Source organism: Pseudomonas sp. C 49-2, from assembly GCF_003970195.1.
GTDB classification, from domain to species: domain Bacteria; phylum Pseudomonadota; class Gammaproteobacteria; order Pseudomonadales; family Pseudomonadaceae; genus Aquipseudomonas; species Aquipseudomonas canadensis.
In genome coordinates this window covers 323,838-340,146 of record NZ_RXYG01000002.1, presented here as the reverse complement: position 1 = coordinate 340,146, position 16,309 = coordinate 323,838, and the positions used below count along the sequence as shown (strand labels likewise).

The following is a 16,309-nucleotide window of genomic DNA, read 5'->3' as shown; positions in this document are numbered from 1 at the left end:
TTTCGAAACAAAAGACCCTTGTTCGAGGCGTATTGCCGTGCCTGTGACTGAGTTAGCATCGCCCCGGATTTGGACTTGCCACAGGGGTATTTATGAGCAAAGGCTATTGTTTGGCACTGCTGCTAAGCGCTGCTGCATTGATTCACACGGGGTTGGCACAGGCCGGCGCGATTGACGACGCCGTTCGACGCGGCGTACTGAAGGTCGGCACTACGCCCACCTACGTGCCCTTCGAAATGACCGACAAACAGGGCCGCATCGTCGGCTTTGAAATCGACCTGCTCAACGTCATGAGCCAAGCGCTGGGTGTGGAGCTTGAGCTGGTCGCGGTGCCTTACACCGAACTGGTAGCGGGGTTGCAGGCGAAGAAGTTCGACCTGATCGGCAGCGGTATGACCATCACTCAAGAGCGCAACCTCAAGCTGAACTTCAGCGACTCGTTCATTGTGGTCGGCCAGTCCGCGTTGTTGCACCCACGCCTGGCGGGCAAGGTCAGCAGTGTGGAAGACCTGGATGACGCCAGCTACCGGATCGCCGCTACCGAAGGCACTACCGGCGAGGCGGCCGCGCGACGGTTTCTAGGGGCGGCCCGACTCAGCAGTTTCTCAACACCGGAGGAAGGGGTACGCCAGGTGGTACAAGGCAAGGCCGATGCCTTTATTCATGACGCGCCCTACAACCTGATCGCCCTGAGTCGCGCGGAGAACGGAACCCTACTGGCGCTTGAGCAACCTTTCACGTTTGAACCCCTGGCGTTTGGCTTGAAAAAGGGTGATTTCGACAGCCTCAATTGGATCAACCATTTCCTCAACCAGATTGCCCAGGACGGCACCTACGATCATCTTCACGATAAGTGGTTTAAAGACACCGCCTGGCTGGCAGAGATCGACTGAAAGTCATAACTGCTTACACATCAAACCGTTGCTTCGATCGCCCCTGCACGTGTCTACGCCTGCCCTTTGCTGTCCTGTTGTGGGGCTTTTCCGACATACGCCGATAACAAATAGCCGTGAAACCTTTGTGACAGCAGACGAGTGGGTTAGGATCGCACCCCGAAATGGTGCAGCCCGTTTGCGCGCCGACCTTATAAGAATCGTTCAGGGGACTTGATGATGAAAAAGTATCTTTCGATGCTGCTGCTAGGCGTCACCGCGCTGGTCGCGGTCAATGCGGCCCAGGCCGGCGCCATCGATGATGCGGTCAAGCGCGGTACGCTGAAAGTCGGCATGGACCCGACCTACATGCCGTTCCAGATGACCAACAAGCGCGGCGAAATCATCGGTTTCGAAGTGGACATCCTCAAGGCCATGGCCAAGTCCATGGGCGTCAAGTTCGAACCGATCTCCACCGGCTACGACGGCATCATCCCGGCGCTGCTGACCAACAAGTTCGACATGATCGGCAGCGGCATGACCCTGACCCAGGAACGCAACCTGCGCCTGAACTTCAGCGAACCCTTCATCGTGGTCGGCCAGACCCTGCTGATCCGCAAGGAACTGGAAGGCACAATCAAGTCCTACAAAGACCTGAACGACGAGAAGTACCGCCTGACCTCCAAGCTCGGCACCACCGGTGAGATGGTCGCCAAGAAGCTGATCTCCAAGGCCAAGTACCACGGCTACGACAACGAGCAGGAAGGCGTGCTGGACGTGGTCAACGGCAAGGCCGATGCCTTTGTGTATGACGCGCCGTACAACGTGGTTGCCGAGAAGAAAGTCGGTAACGGCAAGCTGGTATACCTCGAAGAACCCTTCACCTTCGAACCCCTGGCGTTCGGCCTGAAAAAAGGCGACTACGACAGCATCAACTTCATCAACAACTTCCTGCACCAGATCCGTAACGACGGCACCTACGATCGCATCCATGACAAGTGGTTCAAGAGCTCCGAGTGGCTCAAGGACATGGAATAAGGCTGGTTTGTAGTGAGCGGGCTTGCCTTAGACTTTTTTGGATGTTGAGTAATGAAACAGAAAAAAGCCCAATGGCCCTGGCACCTGCTGACGGTGGTCGTGCTGGTCGGTCTGGCTGGCGCCTTGTACTACGCCACCTCGTTGATGTCCTACGAGTGGCGCTGGAACCGCGTGCCGCAGTACTTCGCCTACCAGGCTGAAACGTCCCAGCGCGCCGCTGATATCTCCACCGTTGTCGAGTTGGTACGCAAAGGCGATGTCGCCGAAGTGACCCTGCGCAACGACGCAGGCGCCGAGCAGAAGCTGACCGTTGCCGACAACAGCCTGCAAGTGGCGCGTGGCGACGATGTGGCCGAAGGCGACGTGGTGGGCGTGACCCGCCATTGGGCGCTGGGCCCGCTGATGTGGGGGTTGTGGACCACGTTGTGGCTGTCGGTGGTGTCGGGCATCCTGGGCCTGGCGATCGGTTTGGCGACTGGCTTGTGCCGGTTGTCCAGCAACCCGACCTTGCGAGATCTGTCGACGATCTACGTCGAGCTGGTGCGCGGTACGCCGCTATTGGTGCAGATCTTCATTTTCTATTTCTTTATCGGCACGGTGCTCAACCTGTCCCGGGAATTTGCCGGGATCGCCGCGCTGTCGCTGTTCACCGGCGCCTATGTAGCGGAAATCGTGCGCGCTGGTGTGCAGTCCATCACCCGCGGCCAGAATGAAGCTGCGCGGTCCTTGGGCCTGAGCGCGAGCCAGTCGATGCGCCATGTGGTACTGCCGCAAGCCTTCAAGCGCGTGTTGCCGCCATTGGCCGGGCAATTTATCAGCCTGGTAAAAGACACTTCGCTGGTCTCGGTGATTGCGATTACCGAACTGCTCAAAAGCGGCCGCGAAGTGATCACCACCTCGTTCTCGCCGTTTGAAATTCTGTTCTGTGTCGCAGGCCTGTACCTGCTGATCAACCTGCCGCTGTCGAAAATGGCCAGCCGGCTTGAGCGGAGGCTCGCGCAAAGTGATTGAAGTCCGCGATCTGGTAAAAGTCTTCGATACCCGTGGCCATGTGGTCCGTGCGGTCGACAACGTGAGCACTCAGGTGGCCAAAGGCGAAGTGCTGGTGGTGATTGGCCCGTCCGGCTCCGGCAAGTCCACCTTCCTGCGCTGCCTCAATGGCCTGGAAGAATTCGACTCGGGTTCGGTGAGCATCGACGGCCTGCAACTGGCTGATCCAAAAACCGACGTGAACGCCTATCGCCGCGAAGTCGGTATGGTGTTCCAGCATTTCAACCTGTTCCCCCACATGACGGTGCTGGAAAACCTGTGCCTGGCGCAAAAAGTCGTGCGCAAGCGCAGCAAGAAGGAACGCGAGGCCAAGGCCCTGGCGTTGCTGGAAAAGGTCGGAATTGCGCAGAAGGCCAACGAGTTTCCATCACGCTTGTCCGGTGGGCAGCAGCAGCGCGTCGCGATTGCCCGGGCTCTGGCGATGGACCCCAAGGTCATGCTGTTCGACGAGCCGACCTCGGCGCTGGACCCGGAAATGGTCGGCGAAGTGCTGGACGTGATGAAGACCCTGGCCCTGGAAGGCATGACCATGGTCTGCGTCACCCACGAAATGGGCTTTGCCCGTGAAGTGGCTGACCGGGTGCTGTTCTTCGACCATGGCAAACTGTTGGAAGACGCTGCCCCGGCCGCGTTCTTCGATGCGCCGAAGGACCCACGGGCCCAGGCCTTCCTGCGTCAGGTCTTATAGTCTGTTCCTGTGCGGGCTTGAGGCGGACGCTGGCATTGACCAGCAAGCGGGTCAGCCGAGAAAACATGGTGACCTCCGAATCTGAAGAAGCGTTTCGCAACTAATGAAACGCTAATTCGATTCGGCACAATGCTGGGCTGATCACTACGTAGGACGTTTCATAAAGTGTGGCTCAGATCCGGAAGCGGCCCACCAGCGTTTGCAGATAAATCCCCAGGCGGGCCAGTTCTGCACTGGACGCGGCGGTTTCTTCACTGGCTGACGAGGTCTGCTCCGACACATCACGCACGTTCAACACGCTGCGGTTGATCTCTTCAGCCACCGCGCTTTGCTGCTCGGCGGCGGTGGCGATCTGCGAGTTCATCGCCTGGATGGTCGAGACCGTGCGGGTGATGTTCGCCAGGGCGCTGCCGGCACGACGGGTCAGTTCGACGCTGCTGTCGGTCAGGCCGCGGCTGTTGTCCATGATGGTCGCTACTTGCTGGGTGCCGCTTTGCAGGCCGACGATCAGCTCTTCGATCTCTTCGGTGGACTTCTGCGTGCGTTGGGCCAGGCTACGCACCTCGTCCGCCACCACGGCGAAGCCACGCCCGGCTTCCCCGGCGCGCGCAGCTTCAATCGCGGCGTTGAGGGCCAGCAGGTTGGTTTGCTGGGCTACGGACTTGATCACATCGAGCACGCTGCCGATCTTGTCGCTTTCGCGCTTCAGGTCGCCCATGGCGACCGTGGAGTTACCCACCTCGGTGGCCAGGCGTTCGATCTGGGCGATGGCTTCGCCGACGACCTTGTCGCCTTCTCGGGCCTGTTGGTCAGCCGCTACGGCGGCTTCAGAGGCTTCCTCGGCGTTGCGCGCGACTTCCTGCACAGTGGCGGCCATTTCGTTCATGGCGGTGGCGACCTGGTCGGTCTCGACCTTCTGGCTATTGACCCCGGCGCTGGTCTGTTCGGTCACGGCCGACAATTGCTCGGCAGCGCTGGCGATCTGAGTGACGCCGTCGCTGATACCGCCTATCAGCTCGCGCAGGCCGACGGTCATGCTTTGCATGGCCCGTTGCAGTTGGCCCAGTTCGTCCTGGCGTGTGGAGGTCAGGTTGTGGCTCAGGTCGCCGGAGGCGACGCGCTCGGCCACCTTGAGGGTCTGGTTCAGCGGGATGACGATCTGGCGCGTGATCGCCCAGGCGGCCACCAAGCCGAAGATCAGCGCCAGCACGGTCGCCAGCAGCAAGAGTTGTTTGGCCTGCGCGGCGTCGGTATCGCGCACCACCGTTTGCGAGGTGGTGAGTTTTTCGCTGTGAGCTAGCAGGATGTCGCCCTGGGCGCTCATGATTTTCAGCGCCTCGGCGGCAGCGGTCTGGGAGTCACGGTACTGGCTGACGGCCGCGCGGTAGGCTTGCAACGAGGTGCTGGCCTCCTGCAGATTGGCCTGGTACTGCGCGGGCAGTTGGCCTTCCAGCTCGGTGATCTTCTTCACCGCGTTATCAATGGCGTCGAGGGCCGGTTGTTCAGCCTCGACTTTGGCGCTGTAGGTATAGCCGCGCACTTGGAAGCGCGCTTGCTGAATCAGTTTGCTCAGGTCGACCACGCTGTTGAACTGCGTGACGCTGTCACCTTGCAGCAGGCTTTTCTCGACCTCGCTGACCTTCGCCACGGCGTTGTCGGCGGTGTCGCCCAGTTTGCTGCGCGCACCTTCGCGTTTGAGCCCGGCCTGGACCATGGCGGCAAAGGCCTTTTTGTATTGGTTCAAGGCGTCTTGTTGCTGTTCCACAAGGGCCTTGTCGCCGGGTTGCTCGATCAGGTCGGCGGCGGTTTTGAGGCCACTGTCCAGCTTGGCGATCAGGCTATTGACCGCGTCGGTGCCTTGTTCGCCGCGCCGCATTTCGAAGTCCAGGCGCGCCAGGCGCAAGTCCTTGGTCAGGCCGTTGAGGCTGGAGATATAGCCCAGTTTGTCACCGCGACTGATCACGTCGCCTAGGCCGGTCCAGCCGGTGAAGGTGATCATCAACGTGAGCAGCAATACCAGGCCGAAGCCCACGCCGAGTTTGGTTTTGACGCTGACATTCCCCAGCTTTTCGGCTAACCAACGATACATGCTGCGAACTCCCCTGGAACAAGGCTTGGACTTATTAAGAGCTTATCGGCAGCGTAGGTGAGTTCTGTAGCAACAAGGTCGAATGTCGGAGAGGCTTTTTGTGGTGAGCGGGCTTGCCCCGCGCTGGGCTGCGCAGCGGCCCCAACAAGGACGCCGCAGTGTATCAGCAAGACCGCGATGCCTGGGTTTAGGGCGGCCCCGCCACCCAGCGCGGGGCAAGCCCGCTCACCACAAAAAGCCCATCCATCCGGAGTAAGCGGGGTTAGAACAAGCGGGCGAGCAGGGCGGTGACGGCGGTTTCGACGCGCAGGATGCGGGCGCCGAGTTGTACCGGCTGCAAGCCGGCCTTGGCCAGCAGGTCCACTTCGTAGGGAATCCAGCCGCCCTCGGGACCAATCGCCAGGGTCACTGGCTCGTCGAGGCCGCGGGGGCAGTCTGGATAGTCGCCAGGATGACCGACCAGGCCCAGGGTGCCTTCAACCAGTGCCGGCAGGCGGTCTTCGACGAAGGGTTTGAAGCGTTTTTCGATAATGATCTCGGGCAACACCGTGTCCCGCGCCTGTTCCAGGCCGAGGATCAATTGCTCGCGAATCGCTTCGGGTTCCAGGAACGGGGTTTGCCAGAAGCTCTTTTCGACGCGGTAGCTGTTGAGCAGCACCACCTTGGGCACGCCCATGGCGGCTACGGTCTGCAACACTCGACGCAGCATCTTCGGGCGTGGCAGGGCCAGCAGCAGGGTCAGTGGCAGCTTGGCCGGTGGCGGCTGGTCGAAGCTGACTTGCAGCTCGGCTTCGGTGGCTTCCAGGCGCAGCAGTTGCGCATTGCCCATCAGCCCACCGATGCGGCCAACACGCAGGCTGTCGCCGACGGCGGCGCGGTGGACTTCCTGCATGTGCACCAGGCGTCGATCACGCAGCACCACACGGTCGGCCGCGATGAAGTCGGCCTCTTCAAGGAGCAGCAGGTTCACGGCTGGGTCGCTGGCGGCTGGTCGTCGTCGGGCTGGTCATCCGGGTGTTCGCCGCGCTTGCTGATCAAACCGCTGAACAGGATGCCGATTTCGAACAGCATCCACATCGGCACGGCCAGCAGGGTCTGGGAGAAGATGTCCGGTGGCGTAAGGATCATGCCGACCACGAAGCAGCCGATGATCACGTACGGGCGGATCTTCTTCAGGTACGCCACGTTGACCACGCCGATCCATACCAGCAGCACCACGGCTACCGGGATTTCGAAGGCCACGCCGAAGGCGAAGAACAGCGTCATCACAAAGTCGAGGTAGCTGGTGATGTCGGTCATCATTTCCACGCCGGCCGGGGTGGCGGCGGCGAAGAATTTGAAGATCAGCGGGAACACCAGGAAGTAGGCGAATGCCATGCCGGTGTAGAACAGCAGGATGCTCGACACCAGCAGCGGCACGGCGATGCGCTTCTCATGCTTGTACAGGCCCGGCGCGATAAAGCCCCAGATCTGGTGCAGGATCACCGGGATCGCCAGGAACAACGACACCATCATGGTCAGCTTCAGCGGCGTGAGGAACGGCGATGACACATCGGTGGCGATCATTGTCGCACCGGCCGGCAGGTACTGGCGCAGCGGCGTGGAGACGAAGGTGTAGATCTGCTGGGTAAAGGCGAACAACCCGGCAAAGATGATGAAGATGGCCGCTACGCAACGCAGCAGGCGGGTTCGCAGCTCGGTGAGGTGCGAGACCAGCGGCATATGCTGGTCGTTTTCCGGTTTATCAGCGCTCATGGGGCTCGCGGCGGCAATGTAGGGTCATGGGGCGCGGGCGACGCGGTGGGCGTCGGCGCAGGCTCGGTGGGCGCGATCGGTGCCACGGGGGCGGCTTCGGCAACAGGCGCGATGCTGTTTTGGGCCACAGGCTCTGCCGGTTTGGCGGGCTCCTGCACCGGTGACAGAATCTTGCGGGCTTCCTGTTCCAACGAAAGGATGTGCTCGTTGTGCAGTTGCCGGCGGATCTCGTCGGCGCCGATTTCCCGTTCAACTTCCTGTTTGATGGCGTTGAAACTGCGTTTCAGGCGCCCGATCCACAGGCCGGCCGTACGTGCTGCACCGGGCAGGCGTTCCGGCCCCAGTACCAGCAAGGCTACGAGGCCGACGAGCAGCAGTTCAGAGAAGCTGATACCAAACATTAGTCAGTGCTCACGAGTCTTTGCGGGTCGGCTCTTCGACTTTCTCAGCCTGAACGTCGAACGTACGGCGCTCGGTGATCGGCTGGGTGGCCTGCGGGTGCACAGGCTGCGCCGGAGGCACCGGATTTACAGCCGGGTCGGCCGGTTTCTCGTCGTCGTTCATGGCTTTACGGAAGCCCTTGATCGATTCGCCCACGTCGGTGCCCAGGTTCTTGAGTTTCTTGGTGCCGAACACCAGTACCACCACCACCAGAATGACGATCCAGTGTTTCCAGTCAAAAATGCCCATGCTGCAAATCCTCTAGTCTTGGTTATTCAGGCCGACGGGCGCGAGGCTTTCTCGGCATGCCCGGACAAGCCGAAGCGTCGGTCCAGTTCATCCAGCACAGCCTGCGGATGCTGCCCCAGTTGGGCGAGCATGACCAGGCTATGGAACCACAAGTCAGCGGTCTCGTAGATTACATCGCTGTAATCACCGCTGATTTGCGCGTCCTTGGCCGCAATGATGGTCTCGACGGATTCTTCGCCGAGTTTCTCCAGGATCTTGTTCAAACCCTTGTGGTACAGGCTGGCGACGTAGGAACTGTCGGCATCCGCGCCTTTGCGGTCTTCCAGCACCTGGGCCACGCGGTTCAGGGTATCGCTCATGTCTAGTGTCCTGCCGAGTAGATGGCGTGCGGGTCTTTGAGCACCGGCTCCACAACTTTCCATTCGCCGTTCTCGAACACGCGATAGAAGCAGCTGTGACGGCCGGTGTGGCAGGCGATGTCGCCGATCTGCTCGACCTTGAGGATCACCACGTCGGCGTCGCAGTCGATGCGCATCTCGTGCAGGGTCTGCACGTGCCCGGACTCTTCGCCCTTGCGCCACAGTTTGCCACGCGAGCGTGACCAATAGATGGCGCGCTGCTCAGTGGCGGTGAGGCTCAGGGCCTCGCGGTTCATCCAGGCCATCATCAGCACGCGCCCGGTCTTGTAGTCCTGGGCAATGGCCGGCACCAGGCCGTCACTGTCCCATTTGATCTCGTCCAGCCAGTCTTTCATGTTCGGCTCCGGCAATTTGCGACAGTGTATAACCGGATTGGCTATCGACGCACGATCAGATAAACACCCACCGCGACCATGATGCCAGCCGGCCAGTGGCCCAGTTGGTTCAGCGGGCCACCGATGGCCAGCATCACCCCGCCGACCAGGTGCGCAGCACCCAGCAGGCGCAGAAACCAGTCGTCCTTGCGCTGCTTCCAGGGCGGCGCCGGGTCCTTGGCGTGGGGCTGGGACATGCGCTCCAGCAGGTCGCGGGTCATGTTGGCCAGGTGCGGCAGTTGTTCCATCTGGCTATGCAGGTTGCCCAGCACGGTTTTCGGGCTCATGCGTTCGCGCATCCAGCGTTCGAGGAACGGCTGGGCGGTGTTCCACAGGTCCAGGTCCGGGTACAGCTGGCGGCCCAGTCCTTCGATGTTCAACAGGGTTTTTTGCAGCAATACCAGCTGTGGCTGCACTTCCATGTTGAAGCGTCGCGCGGTCTGAAACAGGCGCATCAGCACCTGGCCGAAGGAAATATCTTTTAACGGTTTTTCAAAGATCGGCTCGCACACGGTACGGATCGCCGCTTCGAATTCGTTGAGCTTGGTTTCCGCCGGCACCCAGCCTGAATCAATGTGCAACTGCGCCACACGGCGATAGTCGCGCTTGAAGAAGGCGAACAGGTTGCGGGCCAGGTAGTCCTGGTCTTCCGGGGTCAGGCTGCCGACGATGCCGCAGTCGATCGCAATGTACTGCGGGCTCCACGGGTTCACGGTGCTGACAAAGATGTTGCCGGGGTGCATGTCGGCGTGGAAGAAACTGTCGCGGAACACCTGGGTGAAGAAGATCTCCACGCCTCGCTCGGCGAGCATCTTCATGTCGGTGCGCTGGTCGGCCAGGGTCGCGAGGTCGGTGACCTGCACGCCGTAGATGCGCTCCATCACCAGCACTTTGGGGCGGCACCAGTCCCAGTAAACTTGGGGTACGTACAGCAGCGGCGAGCCTTCAAAGTTGCGCTTGAGCTGGCTGGCGTTGGCGGCTTCGCGCAGCAGGTCGAGTTCGTCGTAGATGGTCTTTTCGTAGTCGGCGACCACGTCCACCGGGTGCAGCAGCCGCGCATCGGCCGAGAAACGCTCGGCGGCACGGGCGAGGATGAACAGCCATGCCAGGTCCTGGCCGATGATCGGCTTGAGACCCGGGCGAATCACCTTCACCACCACTTCTTCGCCGGTCTTGAGTTGTGCCGCGTGGACCTGGGCCACAGAGGCCGACGCCAGGGGCTCAACGTCGAAGCGGCTGAAGACTTCGCTGATTTTCTTGCCCAATTGTTCTTCGATCAGCGCCATCGACTGTTGGGAGTCGAACGGCGGCACGCGGTCCTGCAGCAGCATCAGCTCGTCGGCGATGTCTTCAGGCAACAAGTCGCGGCGGGTCGAGAGGATCTGCCCGAACTTGATGAAGATTGGCCCCAGGTCCTGCAACGCCAGGCGCAGGCGCGCGCCACGGCTCAGCTCCAGTTTCTTGCGCGGCAACCAGCGCCACGGCAGCACATAGCGCACCGCGAGCAGGAACCACGGCAGGGGCAGGGCGAACAGCAGGTCATCGAGTTGGTAGCGGATTACGACGCGCTGGATACGAAACAAACGGCGGACGGCGAGCAGCTTCATGCGTTATCGCTTGGATCAAGGGAACGGCTCAGGCGCTCGAAGCGGGCCTCTAGGCGTTCCAGGTCGATTTTGGCCTTGTCGAGTTCACGGAAGCGCGCTTGCGCTTCCCGTTCTCCGACCAGGGTGCGCGATTCTTCGCTCAGGTATTCGGCGAGGTTCTGGTTGAGGCTGGCAAACCCCTGCTGGTACCAGCGCGAACGGCTGCGCAGGTGCCCGCTGATCAACTGGGTGGCGACGGGGCCGATCCAGCGTGACAGCTCGTATTCCCAGTCCAGTTCCAGGTCCTGCAGCACGGCAGCCAGGTCCATCAGCACCGAGCTGTCGCCTTCCAGCTCCACTTCGGCGCTGTGCAGGATGGCGGTCTTGTTGCGGCTCAGGGCCAGGTGCAACAAGCTCGACGCCGGCGCACGCAGGGTGCAATCGGCGTCGGCGGCCCATTGGGCCGCGAGCATCAGGCCTTCATCGCTGGGCAGGATAAACAGCTGCAAGGCAGGGCTGCGGCAGTCGACGGCAATCACCTTGCCGTTGAGGTGCGCAAGCCGCGCCAGGGCGGTGCTGTCCAGGCGCAGCACACGGTTGAGACCGTGTTCAACGCTGGCGAGAAGGCTGGCGAGCAGCATCAGGGCTTGATGCCGCGGTGCAGGGCGACGATACCCGAGGTCATGTTGTGGTAGGTCACGCGGTCGAAACCGGCTTCTACCATCATCGACTTCAGGGTTTCCTGGTCGGGGTGCATGCGGATCGATTCGGCCAGGTAGCGATAGCTGTCCGGGTCGTTGAGCACCAGTTTGCCTACCAGTGGCATGAAGGCAAACGAGTACGTGTCGTAGACCTTGGACATCACCGCGTTGGTCGGCTTGGAGAACTCCAGCACCAACAGGCGACCACCCGGCTTGAGCACGCGCAGCATCGAGCGGATCGCGTCTTCCTTGTGGGTGACGTTGCGCAAGCCGAAGGCGATGGTCACGCAGTCGAAGTGGTTGTCCGGGAACGGCAGCTTTTCGGCGTCGGCCTGGACGAACTCGATATTGCCGGCCACGCCTTTATCCAGCAGGCGATCGCGACCGACCTTGAGCATCGAACTGTTGATGTCGGCCAATACTACTTGGCCAGTCGGGCCAACCAGCTTGGAAAACTTGGCCGCCAGGTCACCTGTGCCGCCGGCGATGTCCAGCACACGGTTGCCAGGGCGAACACCCGACAACTCGATGGTGAAGCGCTTCCACAGGCGGTGCATGCCGCCCGACAGCACGTCGTTCATCAGGTCGTACTTGGCCGCTACGGAGTGGAACACCTCAGCGACTTTTTCCGCTTTCTGGCTTTCCGGGACGTTCTTGAAGCCGAAGTGAGTGGTGGGTTCGGCATCGCTGCCTTTGCGCTGATCAGTCATATCGCTGTCACCAAAAGAGAATGCGGGACATGATAATCCCCAAGGCCTGCTTTGTCTTGGCAAGGCTGCAGGTAAGATGGGTGGTCACCGAGACCTTTTGCCGCATCGAAGGTATTCACGTCCCTATAAAGAGGAGTCATTGCAATGGCCCGTATAACCGTTGAGCGCGCACATTCCCTGGGTAAAGAAGGCGCGCGGGCAAAGGCCGACAAGTTGGCGCTCAAACTCAAAGAGCAATATGGCCTGGAGCCGTCATGGTCCGGCGATACCTTGAACCTCAAGCGTTCGGGGGTTAAGGGCGCGGTATTAGTCACTGAAAATTCGTTGCGCATCGATGTGGAACTGGGCCTGTTGATGTCGGCCATGAGTGGCACCATCAAGTCCGAAATCGAAAAAGCCCTGGATAAAGCCTTGGTGTGATCCGTCTGTTCTTAGGGTGCCGATTCTAATTTTACAGCCTACTTTGTGCCCAAGCCCTCAACTCCTGTGGGCCGTTCCTCCACCCTATTCTGCGTGAGGTGCACCATGGCCAAAGTTATCCTGAAGAAAAAAATCGACGCCCAGACCACGACCCTGAGTGAGGTTAAATCCTACGCTCGTAAGATCTGGCTGGCAGGACTTGGTGCTTATGCCAAGGTCGGAAGCGAGGGCGGCGAGTACTTCAAAGAGCTGGTTAAGACCGGTCAACATGTTGAAAGTAAAGGTAAAAAAGTTGCAGTTGAACAACTTGAAGCCGCCAACAGTCAGATTGACCAAGTAAAGAGTAATGTCTCCGCCGTCAAAGGTCTGGTAGAAGTTCAGCTTGATAAAGTTGAAAAAGCTTTTGACACTCGTGTTGCCAGTGCCTTGAATCGAATCGGCATTGCGTCTAAACATGACGTTGAGACACTCTCTGCTAAGCTCGAAGAGCTGACGACATTGCTAGAACGTGTCGCGCGTAAACACTAAGGAGACATCGGGATGGCTGTTAAAAAGACTACTCAGAAAGAAGGCAGCTCGTGGGTCGGGGAAGTTGAAAAATATTCCCGTAAGATCTGGCTTGCTGGTTTAGGCGTGTACTCGAAGGTTAGCAGTGACGGCGGCAAATACTTCGAGACTTTGGTCAAGGACGGCGAGAAAGCCGAGAAGTTGACCAAAACCACGGTTGGTAAAAAAGTTGAAGCCGCCAAGGCAACTGCCGGCTCCGCCAAGTCGAGCATTTCTGACACGTGGGGCAAGTTGGAAGAAACTTTCGACAAACGCCTCAACAGTGCCATTTCGCGACTGGGTGTGCCGAGTAAGGCAGAGTTGAAGACGCTGCACAGCAAGGTCGATACCTTGACCAAGCAAATCGAAAAACTCACCGGCGCTAAAGTGGCACCCGCGAAAGCGGCTGCTGCAAAACCGGCGGCCAAGCCAGCGGCTAAAACCGCAGCGGCCAAACCGGCTGCGAAACCTGCGGCCAAGCCTCTGGTGAAAGCTGCCGCCAAGCCGGCTGCAAAACCCGCTGCCAAGGCTGCTGCTAAACCAGCCGCCAAGCCAGCGGCCAAAACCGCAGCAGCCAAACCGGCCGCCAAACCGGCTGCTAAACCAGTGGCTGCTAAAGCTGCTGCCAAGCCTGCCGCTAAGCCAGCCGCAAAACCTGCAGCCAAGGCCGCTGCCAAACCAGCCGCCAAGCCTGCCGCCAAAACCGCTGCAGCAAAACCCGCTGCCAAACCTGCCGCCGCGAAACCAGCAGCCAAACCTGCTGCAGCCAAGTCAGCGGCAAAACCCGCCGCCGCGAAGAAGCCTGCTGTAGCAAAAAAACCAGCAGCACCCAAGCCTGCTGCTGCCGCCAAGCCTGCTACTGCGCCAACCGCTTCCACAGCCAATTCGGTGTCCGCACCGACCCCTGCTGTGACCCCGACTGCAACGCCGGCAACCCCGACGTCATCCAGTCAGTCCTGATTTTTCTCAGGATACAAAAAATGCCCGGCCTGCAAAGGTCGGGCATTTTTTATGGGGTGTGATCAACGTACTTGAGCGCAAACCGCTCAGTCGCCTGCCGCGCCGGCGGCAGCAAATGCGGCGCCACCAGCATCATGATCTGGTAGACCACCACCTGCACCTCGCCTTCACGATCAAGAATTCGCTGGTAATCCAACGAAAACAGCAGCGTCATGGTGATGTGCTCCACGAGTTGCCCCAGGGCCTGGGTGCTGCTGGCCAACTGACCCGCCGCCTTCAGTCGCGCCAGCAAAGACGCCAGTGTCCGCTTGAGCGCCGTCAGCAAGTTGCGAATGCCCTTGGCCAGCTTCGGCAAACGTCCCGCCAGGTTCGACAAGTCCTGGAACAAGAACCGGTAATGCGCCATGCGCTCGACGATCAGGTGCAGGAACAGCCAGTAATCCTCGGCTTCCAGTTGCGCGTCCGCTGGTGGGTCGAGCAGGGGCGCCAGCTCATTCTGGAAACGCTCGAACAACCCGAGCACCAGCGGCTCCTTGCCATGAAAGTGGTAGTAGAGGTTGCCGGGGCTGATCCCCATTTCATTGGCCACCTCCATGGTCGACACGTTCGGCTCGCCCTTCTGGTTGAACAACTGCAGGGCACATTCAAGGATACGGTCGCGGGTCTTCATCCAGTCTTCTTAATGTGATCGTTGAGCTCAGCGCGCGCGCACGTAGGTGCCGGGTGCCGCTTCCATCGGTGGGTAGTTCTGGTTGCCCAGGGCAGTGAGGGTTTCCCTTTGCACGCCCGAGCGCTGCTGGATCCACGCCAGCCACAGCGGCCACCAACTGCCGTCGACGTGATTGGCGTCGTAGTACCAGGCGCGCGGGTCGCTGCTCAGCTTGGGGTTTTCGACGTAGTTGGCCTTGGGGTTGTCCGGCGGGTTGAGGATGCTCTGGATATGCCCGCTGTTGGACAGCACGAAGCGCCGCTCGCCGCCCAGCAATTGGGTGGAGCGATACACCGCATCCCACGGCGTGATGTGGTCGTTGATGCCCGCCACGCTGAAGCTGTCTACCGTGACCTTCTGCAAATCGATCGGCGTGCCGCACACTTCCAGGCCACCGGGATGGCTCAGCGGGTTGTGTTTGAAGAAGTCCAGCAGGTCGCCATGCAGCGCTGCCGGCAGTCGCGTGTTGTCGTTGTTCCAGTACAGGATGTCGAAGGCCGGCGGTTCCTTGCCCAGCAGGTAGTTGTTGATCCAGTAGTTCCAGATCAGGTCATTGGGCCGCATCCACGCGAACACCTTGGCCATGTCGCGACCGTCCAGCACGCCTTGTTGATAGGACCGGCGCTTGGCGGCTTCCAGGGTCTGCTCGTCGGCGAACAGGGTGGCGGGGCTGTCGATCTGGCTGTCCAGCAGGCTCACCAGGTAACTGGCACTGGAGATGCGGCGCAGCTGGCGCTTGGCTTGCAGGTGGCCTTGCAGCGCGGCGATGGTCAGGCCGCCTGCGCAGGCGCCCATCAGGTTGACCTCGCGGGCACCGGTGATCGCGCGGCACACGTTGAGTGCTTCCTCCAACGCAGCGACGTAGGTGGACAAGCCCCATTCGCGATGCCGCACATCCGGGTTGCGCCAACTGACCATGAAGGTCTGCAGGCCGTTTTTCAGGGCGTACTGCACAAAGCTATTAGCGGGGCTCAAGTCGAAAATGTAGTACTTGTTGATTTGCGGCGGCACGATCAGCAGCGGCTTGGCGTATTGCTTTTCGCTCATGGGCTTGTACTGGATCAGCTCCAGCAGCTCATTGCGAAACACCACGGAGCCGGGGGTGGTGGCGACCGTCTTGCCGACTTCGAAGGCGTGCTTGCTCACCTGGCGCGGCAGGCCATTGTTGTGCAGCAGGTCTTCGAACAGGTTGGTCACACCGCGCACCACGCTGTTGCCGCCGGAGTTGAGCAGCTCCTTGATCGCCAGCGGGTTGAGCAGGGTGTTGGAAGGGGAGACCGCATCGTTGATCAACGAGAAAGCAAAATGCGCACGGGCGCGGTCATCGGCGCTCAGGTTGCTGTCATCGATCCAGTGACGGGTCTGCTTCTGCCAGCTCAGATAGGCTTGCAGGCTGCGTCGGTACAGTGGGTTGAGCTTCCAGGTGGGGTCGGTGAAGCGGCCGTCGTTGGGGTTGGGTTCGTGCACGGTTTCACCGAGCAGCACGCGACCCAGTTGACCGCTCAACGCCCAGGCATGCCGAACGGTATGCACCGGGTTGCGCAAGCCATGGGCGGCCACGCTGCGCAGGGTCGACAGCAGGTCTCGGCCGCGCAGGCCGGTGATCGCATTTTGCGCATTGATGAACGCGGCAGGGGTTGGCGCCGGGTTTGTCACGGGTCTTTCTCGCATGAGCCAACACTCCTTCGTCAAGCCATCAAAC

General features: G+C 60.5%; 19 protein-coding genes and 1 pseudogene. 7 read left to right on the top strand and 13 right to left on the bottom strand.

Annotated elements, in window-relative coordinates; genetic code table 11:
* Positions 1-92: 92 nt before the first annotated feature.
* From EJ576_RS05065 to EJ576_RS05050, 4 genes are all read left to right on the top strand, one after another.
* A complete protein-coding gene (locus EJ576_RS05065) occupies positions 93-893 on the top strand; it encodes a transporter substrate-binding domain-containing protein (protein WP_028615397.1) in 801 nt (266 codons plus the stop codon).
* Between the two features lie 219 nt (positions 894-1,112).
* Complete coding sequence (locus EJ576_RS05060) at positions 1,113-1,910, top strand: transporter substrate-binding domain-containing protein (RefSeq protein ID WP_025999974.1); 798 nt, start codon at positions 1,113-1,115, stop codon at positions 1,908-1,910.
* Between the two features lie 51 nt (positions 1,911-1,961).
* Entirely contained in the window at positions 1,962-2,921 is a 960-nt protein-coding gene (locus EJ576_RS05055; RefSeq protein ID WP_028615398.1) for an amino acid ABC transporter permease, read from the top strand.
* Positions 2,914-3,648, top strand: coding sequence for an amino acid ABC transporter ATP-binding protein (locus tag EJ576_RS05050; protein WP_122730440.1), 735 nt, complete (start codon positions 2,914-2,916; stop codon positions 3,646-3,648). The genes EJ576_RS05055 and EJ576_RS05050 overlap by 8 nt, the downstream gene beginning before the upstream one ends.
* Before the next feature lie 172 nt (positions 3,649-3,820).
* On the opposite strand, the gene EJ576_RS30170 is transcribed toward EJ576_RS05050, so the two are convergent.
* The 11 genes and pseudogenes from EJ576_RS30170 to ubiE form a co-directional block, all read right to left on the bottom strand.
* A complete protein-coding gene (locus EJ576_RS30170) occupies positions 3,821-4,534 on the bottom strand; it encodes a methyl-accepting chemotaxis protein (protein WP_371923933.1) in 714 nt (237 codons plus the stop codon).
* A gap of 144 nt (positions 4,535-4,678) precedes the next feature.
* Positions 4,679-5,647, bottom strand: a pseudogene (locus EJ576_RS30165) (methyl-accepting chemotaxis protein); the annotation flags it as partial.
* A gap of 352 nt (positions 5,648-5,999) precedes the next feature.
* Positions 6,000-6,707: a 16S rRNA (uracil(1498)-N(3))-methyltransferase gene (locus tag EJ576_RS05040; RefSeq protein ID WP_028615401.1), complete on the bottom strand. Its 708-nt coding sequence runs from the start codon at positions 6,705-6,707 to the stop codon at positions 6,000-6,002.
* Positions 6,704-7,492, bottom strand: coding sequence for a twin-arginine translocase subunit TatC (gene tatC / locus EJ576_RS05035; protein ID WP_010213805.1), 789 nt, complete (start codon positions 7,490-7,492; stop codon positions 6,704-6,706). The genes EJ576_RS05040 and tatC overlap by 4 nt, the downstream gene beginning before the upstream one ends.
* On the bottom strand, positions 7,489-7,893 hold the full coding sequence (gene tatB, locus EJ576_RS05030) for a Sec-independent protein translocase protein TatB (RefSeq protein WP_028615402.1): 405 nt from the start codon (positions 7,891-7,893) through the stop codon (positions 7,489-7,491). The genes tatC and tatB overlap by 4 nt, the downstream gene beginning before the upstream one ends.
* 10 nt (positions 7,894-7,903) lie before the next feature.
* Positions 7,904-8,182 carry a twin-arginine translocase TatA/TatE family subunit gene (locus tag EJ576_RS05025; protein WP_016979166.1) on the bottom strand — a complete coding sequence of 93 codons (279 nt, stop codon included), beginning with the start codon at positions 8,180-8,182 and terminating at the stop codon, positions 7,904-7,906.
* Positions 8,183-8,208: 26 nt separating this feature from the next.
* Complete coding sequence (locus EJ576_RS05020) at positions 8,209-8,541, bottom strand: phosphoribosyl-ATP diphosphatase (RefSeq protein WP_003187881.1); 333 nt, start codon at positions 8,539-8,541, stop codon at positions 8,209-8,211.
* 2 nt (positions 8,542-8,543) lie between these two features.
* Positions 8,544-8,936: a phosphoribosyl-AMP cyclohydrolase gene (gene hisI, locus EJ576_RS05015; RefSeq protein ID WP_012721796.1), complete on the bottom strand. Its 393-nt coding sequence runs from the start codon at positions 8,934-8,936 to the stop codon at positions 8,544-8,546.
* 41 nt (positions 8,937-8,977) lie between these two features.
* Positions 8,978-10,582: a ubiquinone biosynthesis regulatory protein kinase UbiB gene (gene ubiB / locus EJ576_RS05010; RefSeq protein ID WP_122730446.1), complete on the bottom strand. Its 1,605-nt coding sequence runs from the start codon at positions 10,580-10,582 to the stop codon at positions 8,978-8,980.
* Complete coding sequence (locus tag EJ576_RS05005) at positions 10,579-11,202, bottom strand: SCP2 domain-containing protein (protein ID WP_028615404.1); 624 nt, start codon at positions 11,200-11,202, stop codon at positions 10,579-10,581. Before EJ576_RS05005 ends, ubiB begins: the two co-directional genes overlap by 4 nt.
* On the bottom strand, positions 11,202-11,972 hold the full coding sequence (ubiE, locus tag EJ576_RS05000) for a bifunctional demethylmenaquinone methyltransferase/2-methoxy-6-polyprenyl-1,4-benzoquinol methylase UbiE (protein ID WP_016972732.1): 771 nt from the start codon (positions 11,970-11,972) through the stop codon (positions 11,202-11,204). The genes EJ576_RS05005 and ubiE overlap by 1 nt, the downstream gene beginning before the upstream one ends.
* 144 nt (positions 11,973-12,116) lie before the next feature.
* On the opposite strand from ubiE, the gene EJ576_RS04995 reads away from it, so the two are divergent.
* The 3 genes from EJ576_RS04995 (at position 12,117) to EJ576_RS04985 (ending at position 13,898) form a co-directional block, all read left to right on the top strand.
* Positions 12,117-12,392 carry a polyhydroxyalkanoic acid system family protein gene (locus tag EJ576_RS04995; protein ID WP_122730447.1) on the top strand — a complete coding sequence of 92 codons (276 nt, stop codon included), beginning with the start codon at positions 12,117-12,119 and terminating at the stop codon, positions 12,390-12,392.
* 105 nt (positions 12,393-12,497) lie between these two features.
* Complete coding sequence (locus tag EJ576_RS04990; RefSeq protein ID WP_028615406.1) at positions 12,498-12,920, top strand: phasin family protein; 423 nt, start codon at positions 12,498-12,500, stop codon at positions 12,918-12,920.
* A gap of 12 nt (positions 12,921-12,932) precedes the next feature.
* Positions 12,933-13,898 carry a phasin family protein gene (locus EJ576_RS04985; RefSeq protein ID WP_122730449.1) on the top strand — a complete coding sequence of 322 codons (966 nt, stop codon included), beginning with the start codon at positions 12,933-12,935 and terminating at the stop codon, positions 13,896-13,898.
* A gap of 49 nt (positions 13,899-13,947) precedes the next feature.
* Here the strand turns inward: EJ576_RS04985 and EJ576_RS04980 are convergent, their stop codons facing one another.
* A complete protein-coding gene (locus EJ576_RS04980) occupies positions 13,948-14,568 on the bottom strand; it encodes a TetR/AcrR family transcriptional regulator (protein WP_126569680.1) in 621 nt (206 codons plus the stop codon).
* Between the two features lie 27 nt (positions 14,569-14,595).
* Complete coding sequence (gene phaC, locus EJ576_RS04975) at positions 14,596-16,278, bottom strand: class II poly(R)-hydroxyalkanoic acid synthase (RefSeq protein WP_122730453.1); 1,683 nt, start codon at positions 16,276-16,278, stop codon at positions 14,596-14,598.
* Between the last annotated feature and the right edge of the window lie 31 nt (positions 16,279-16,309).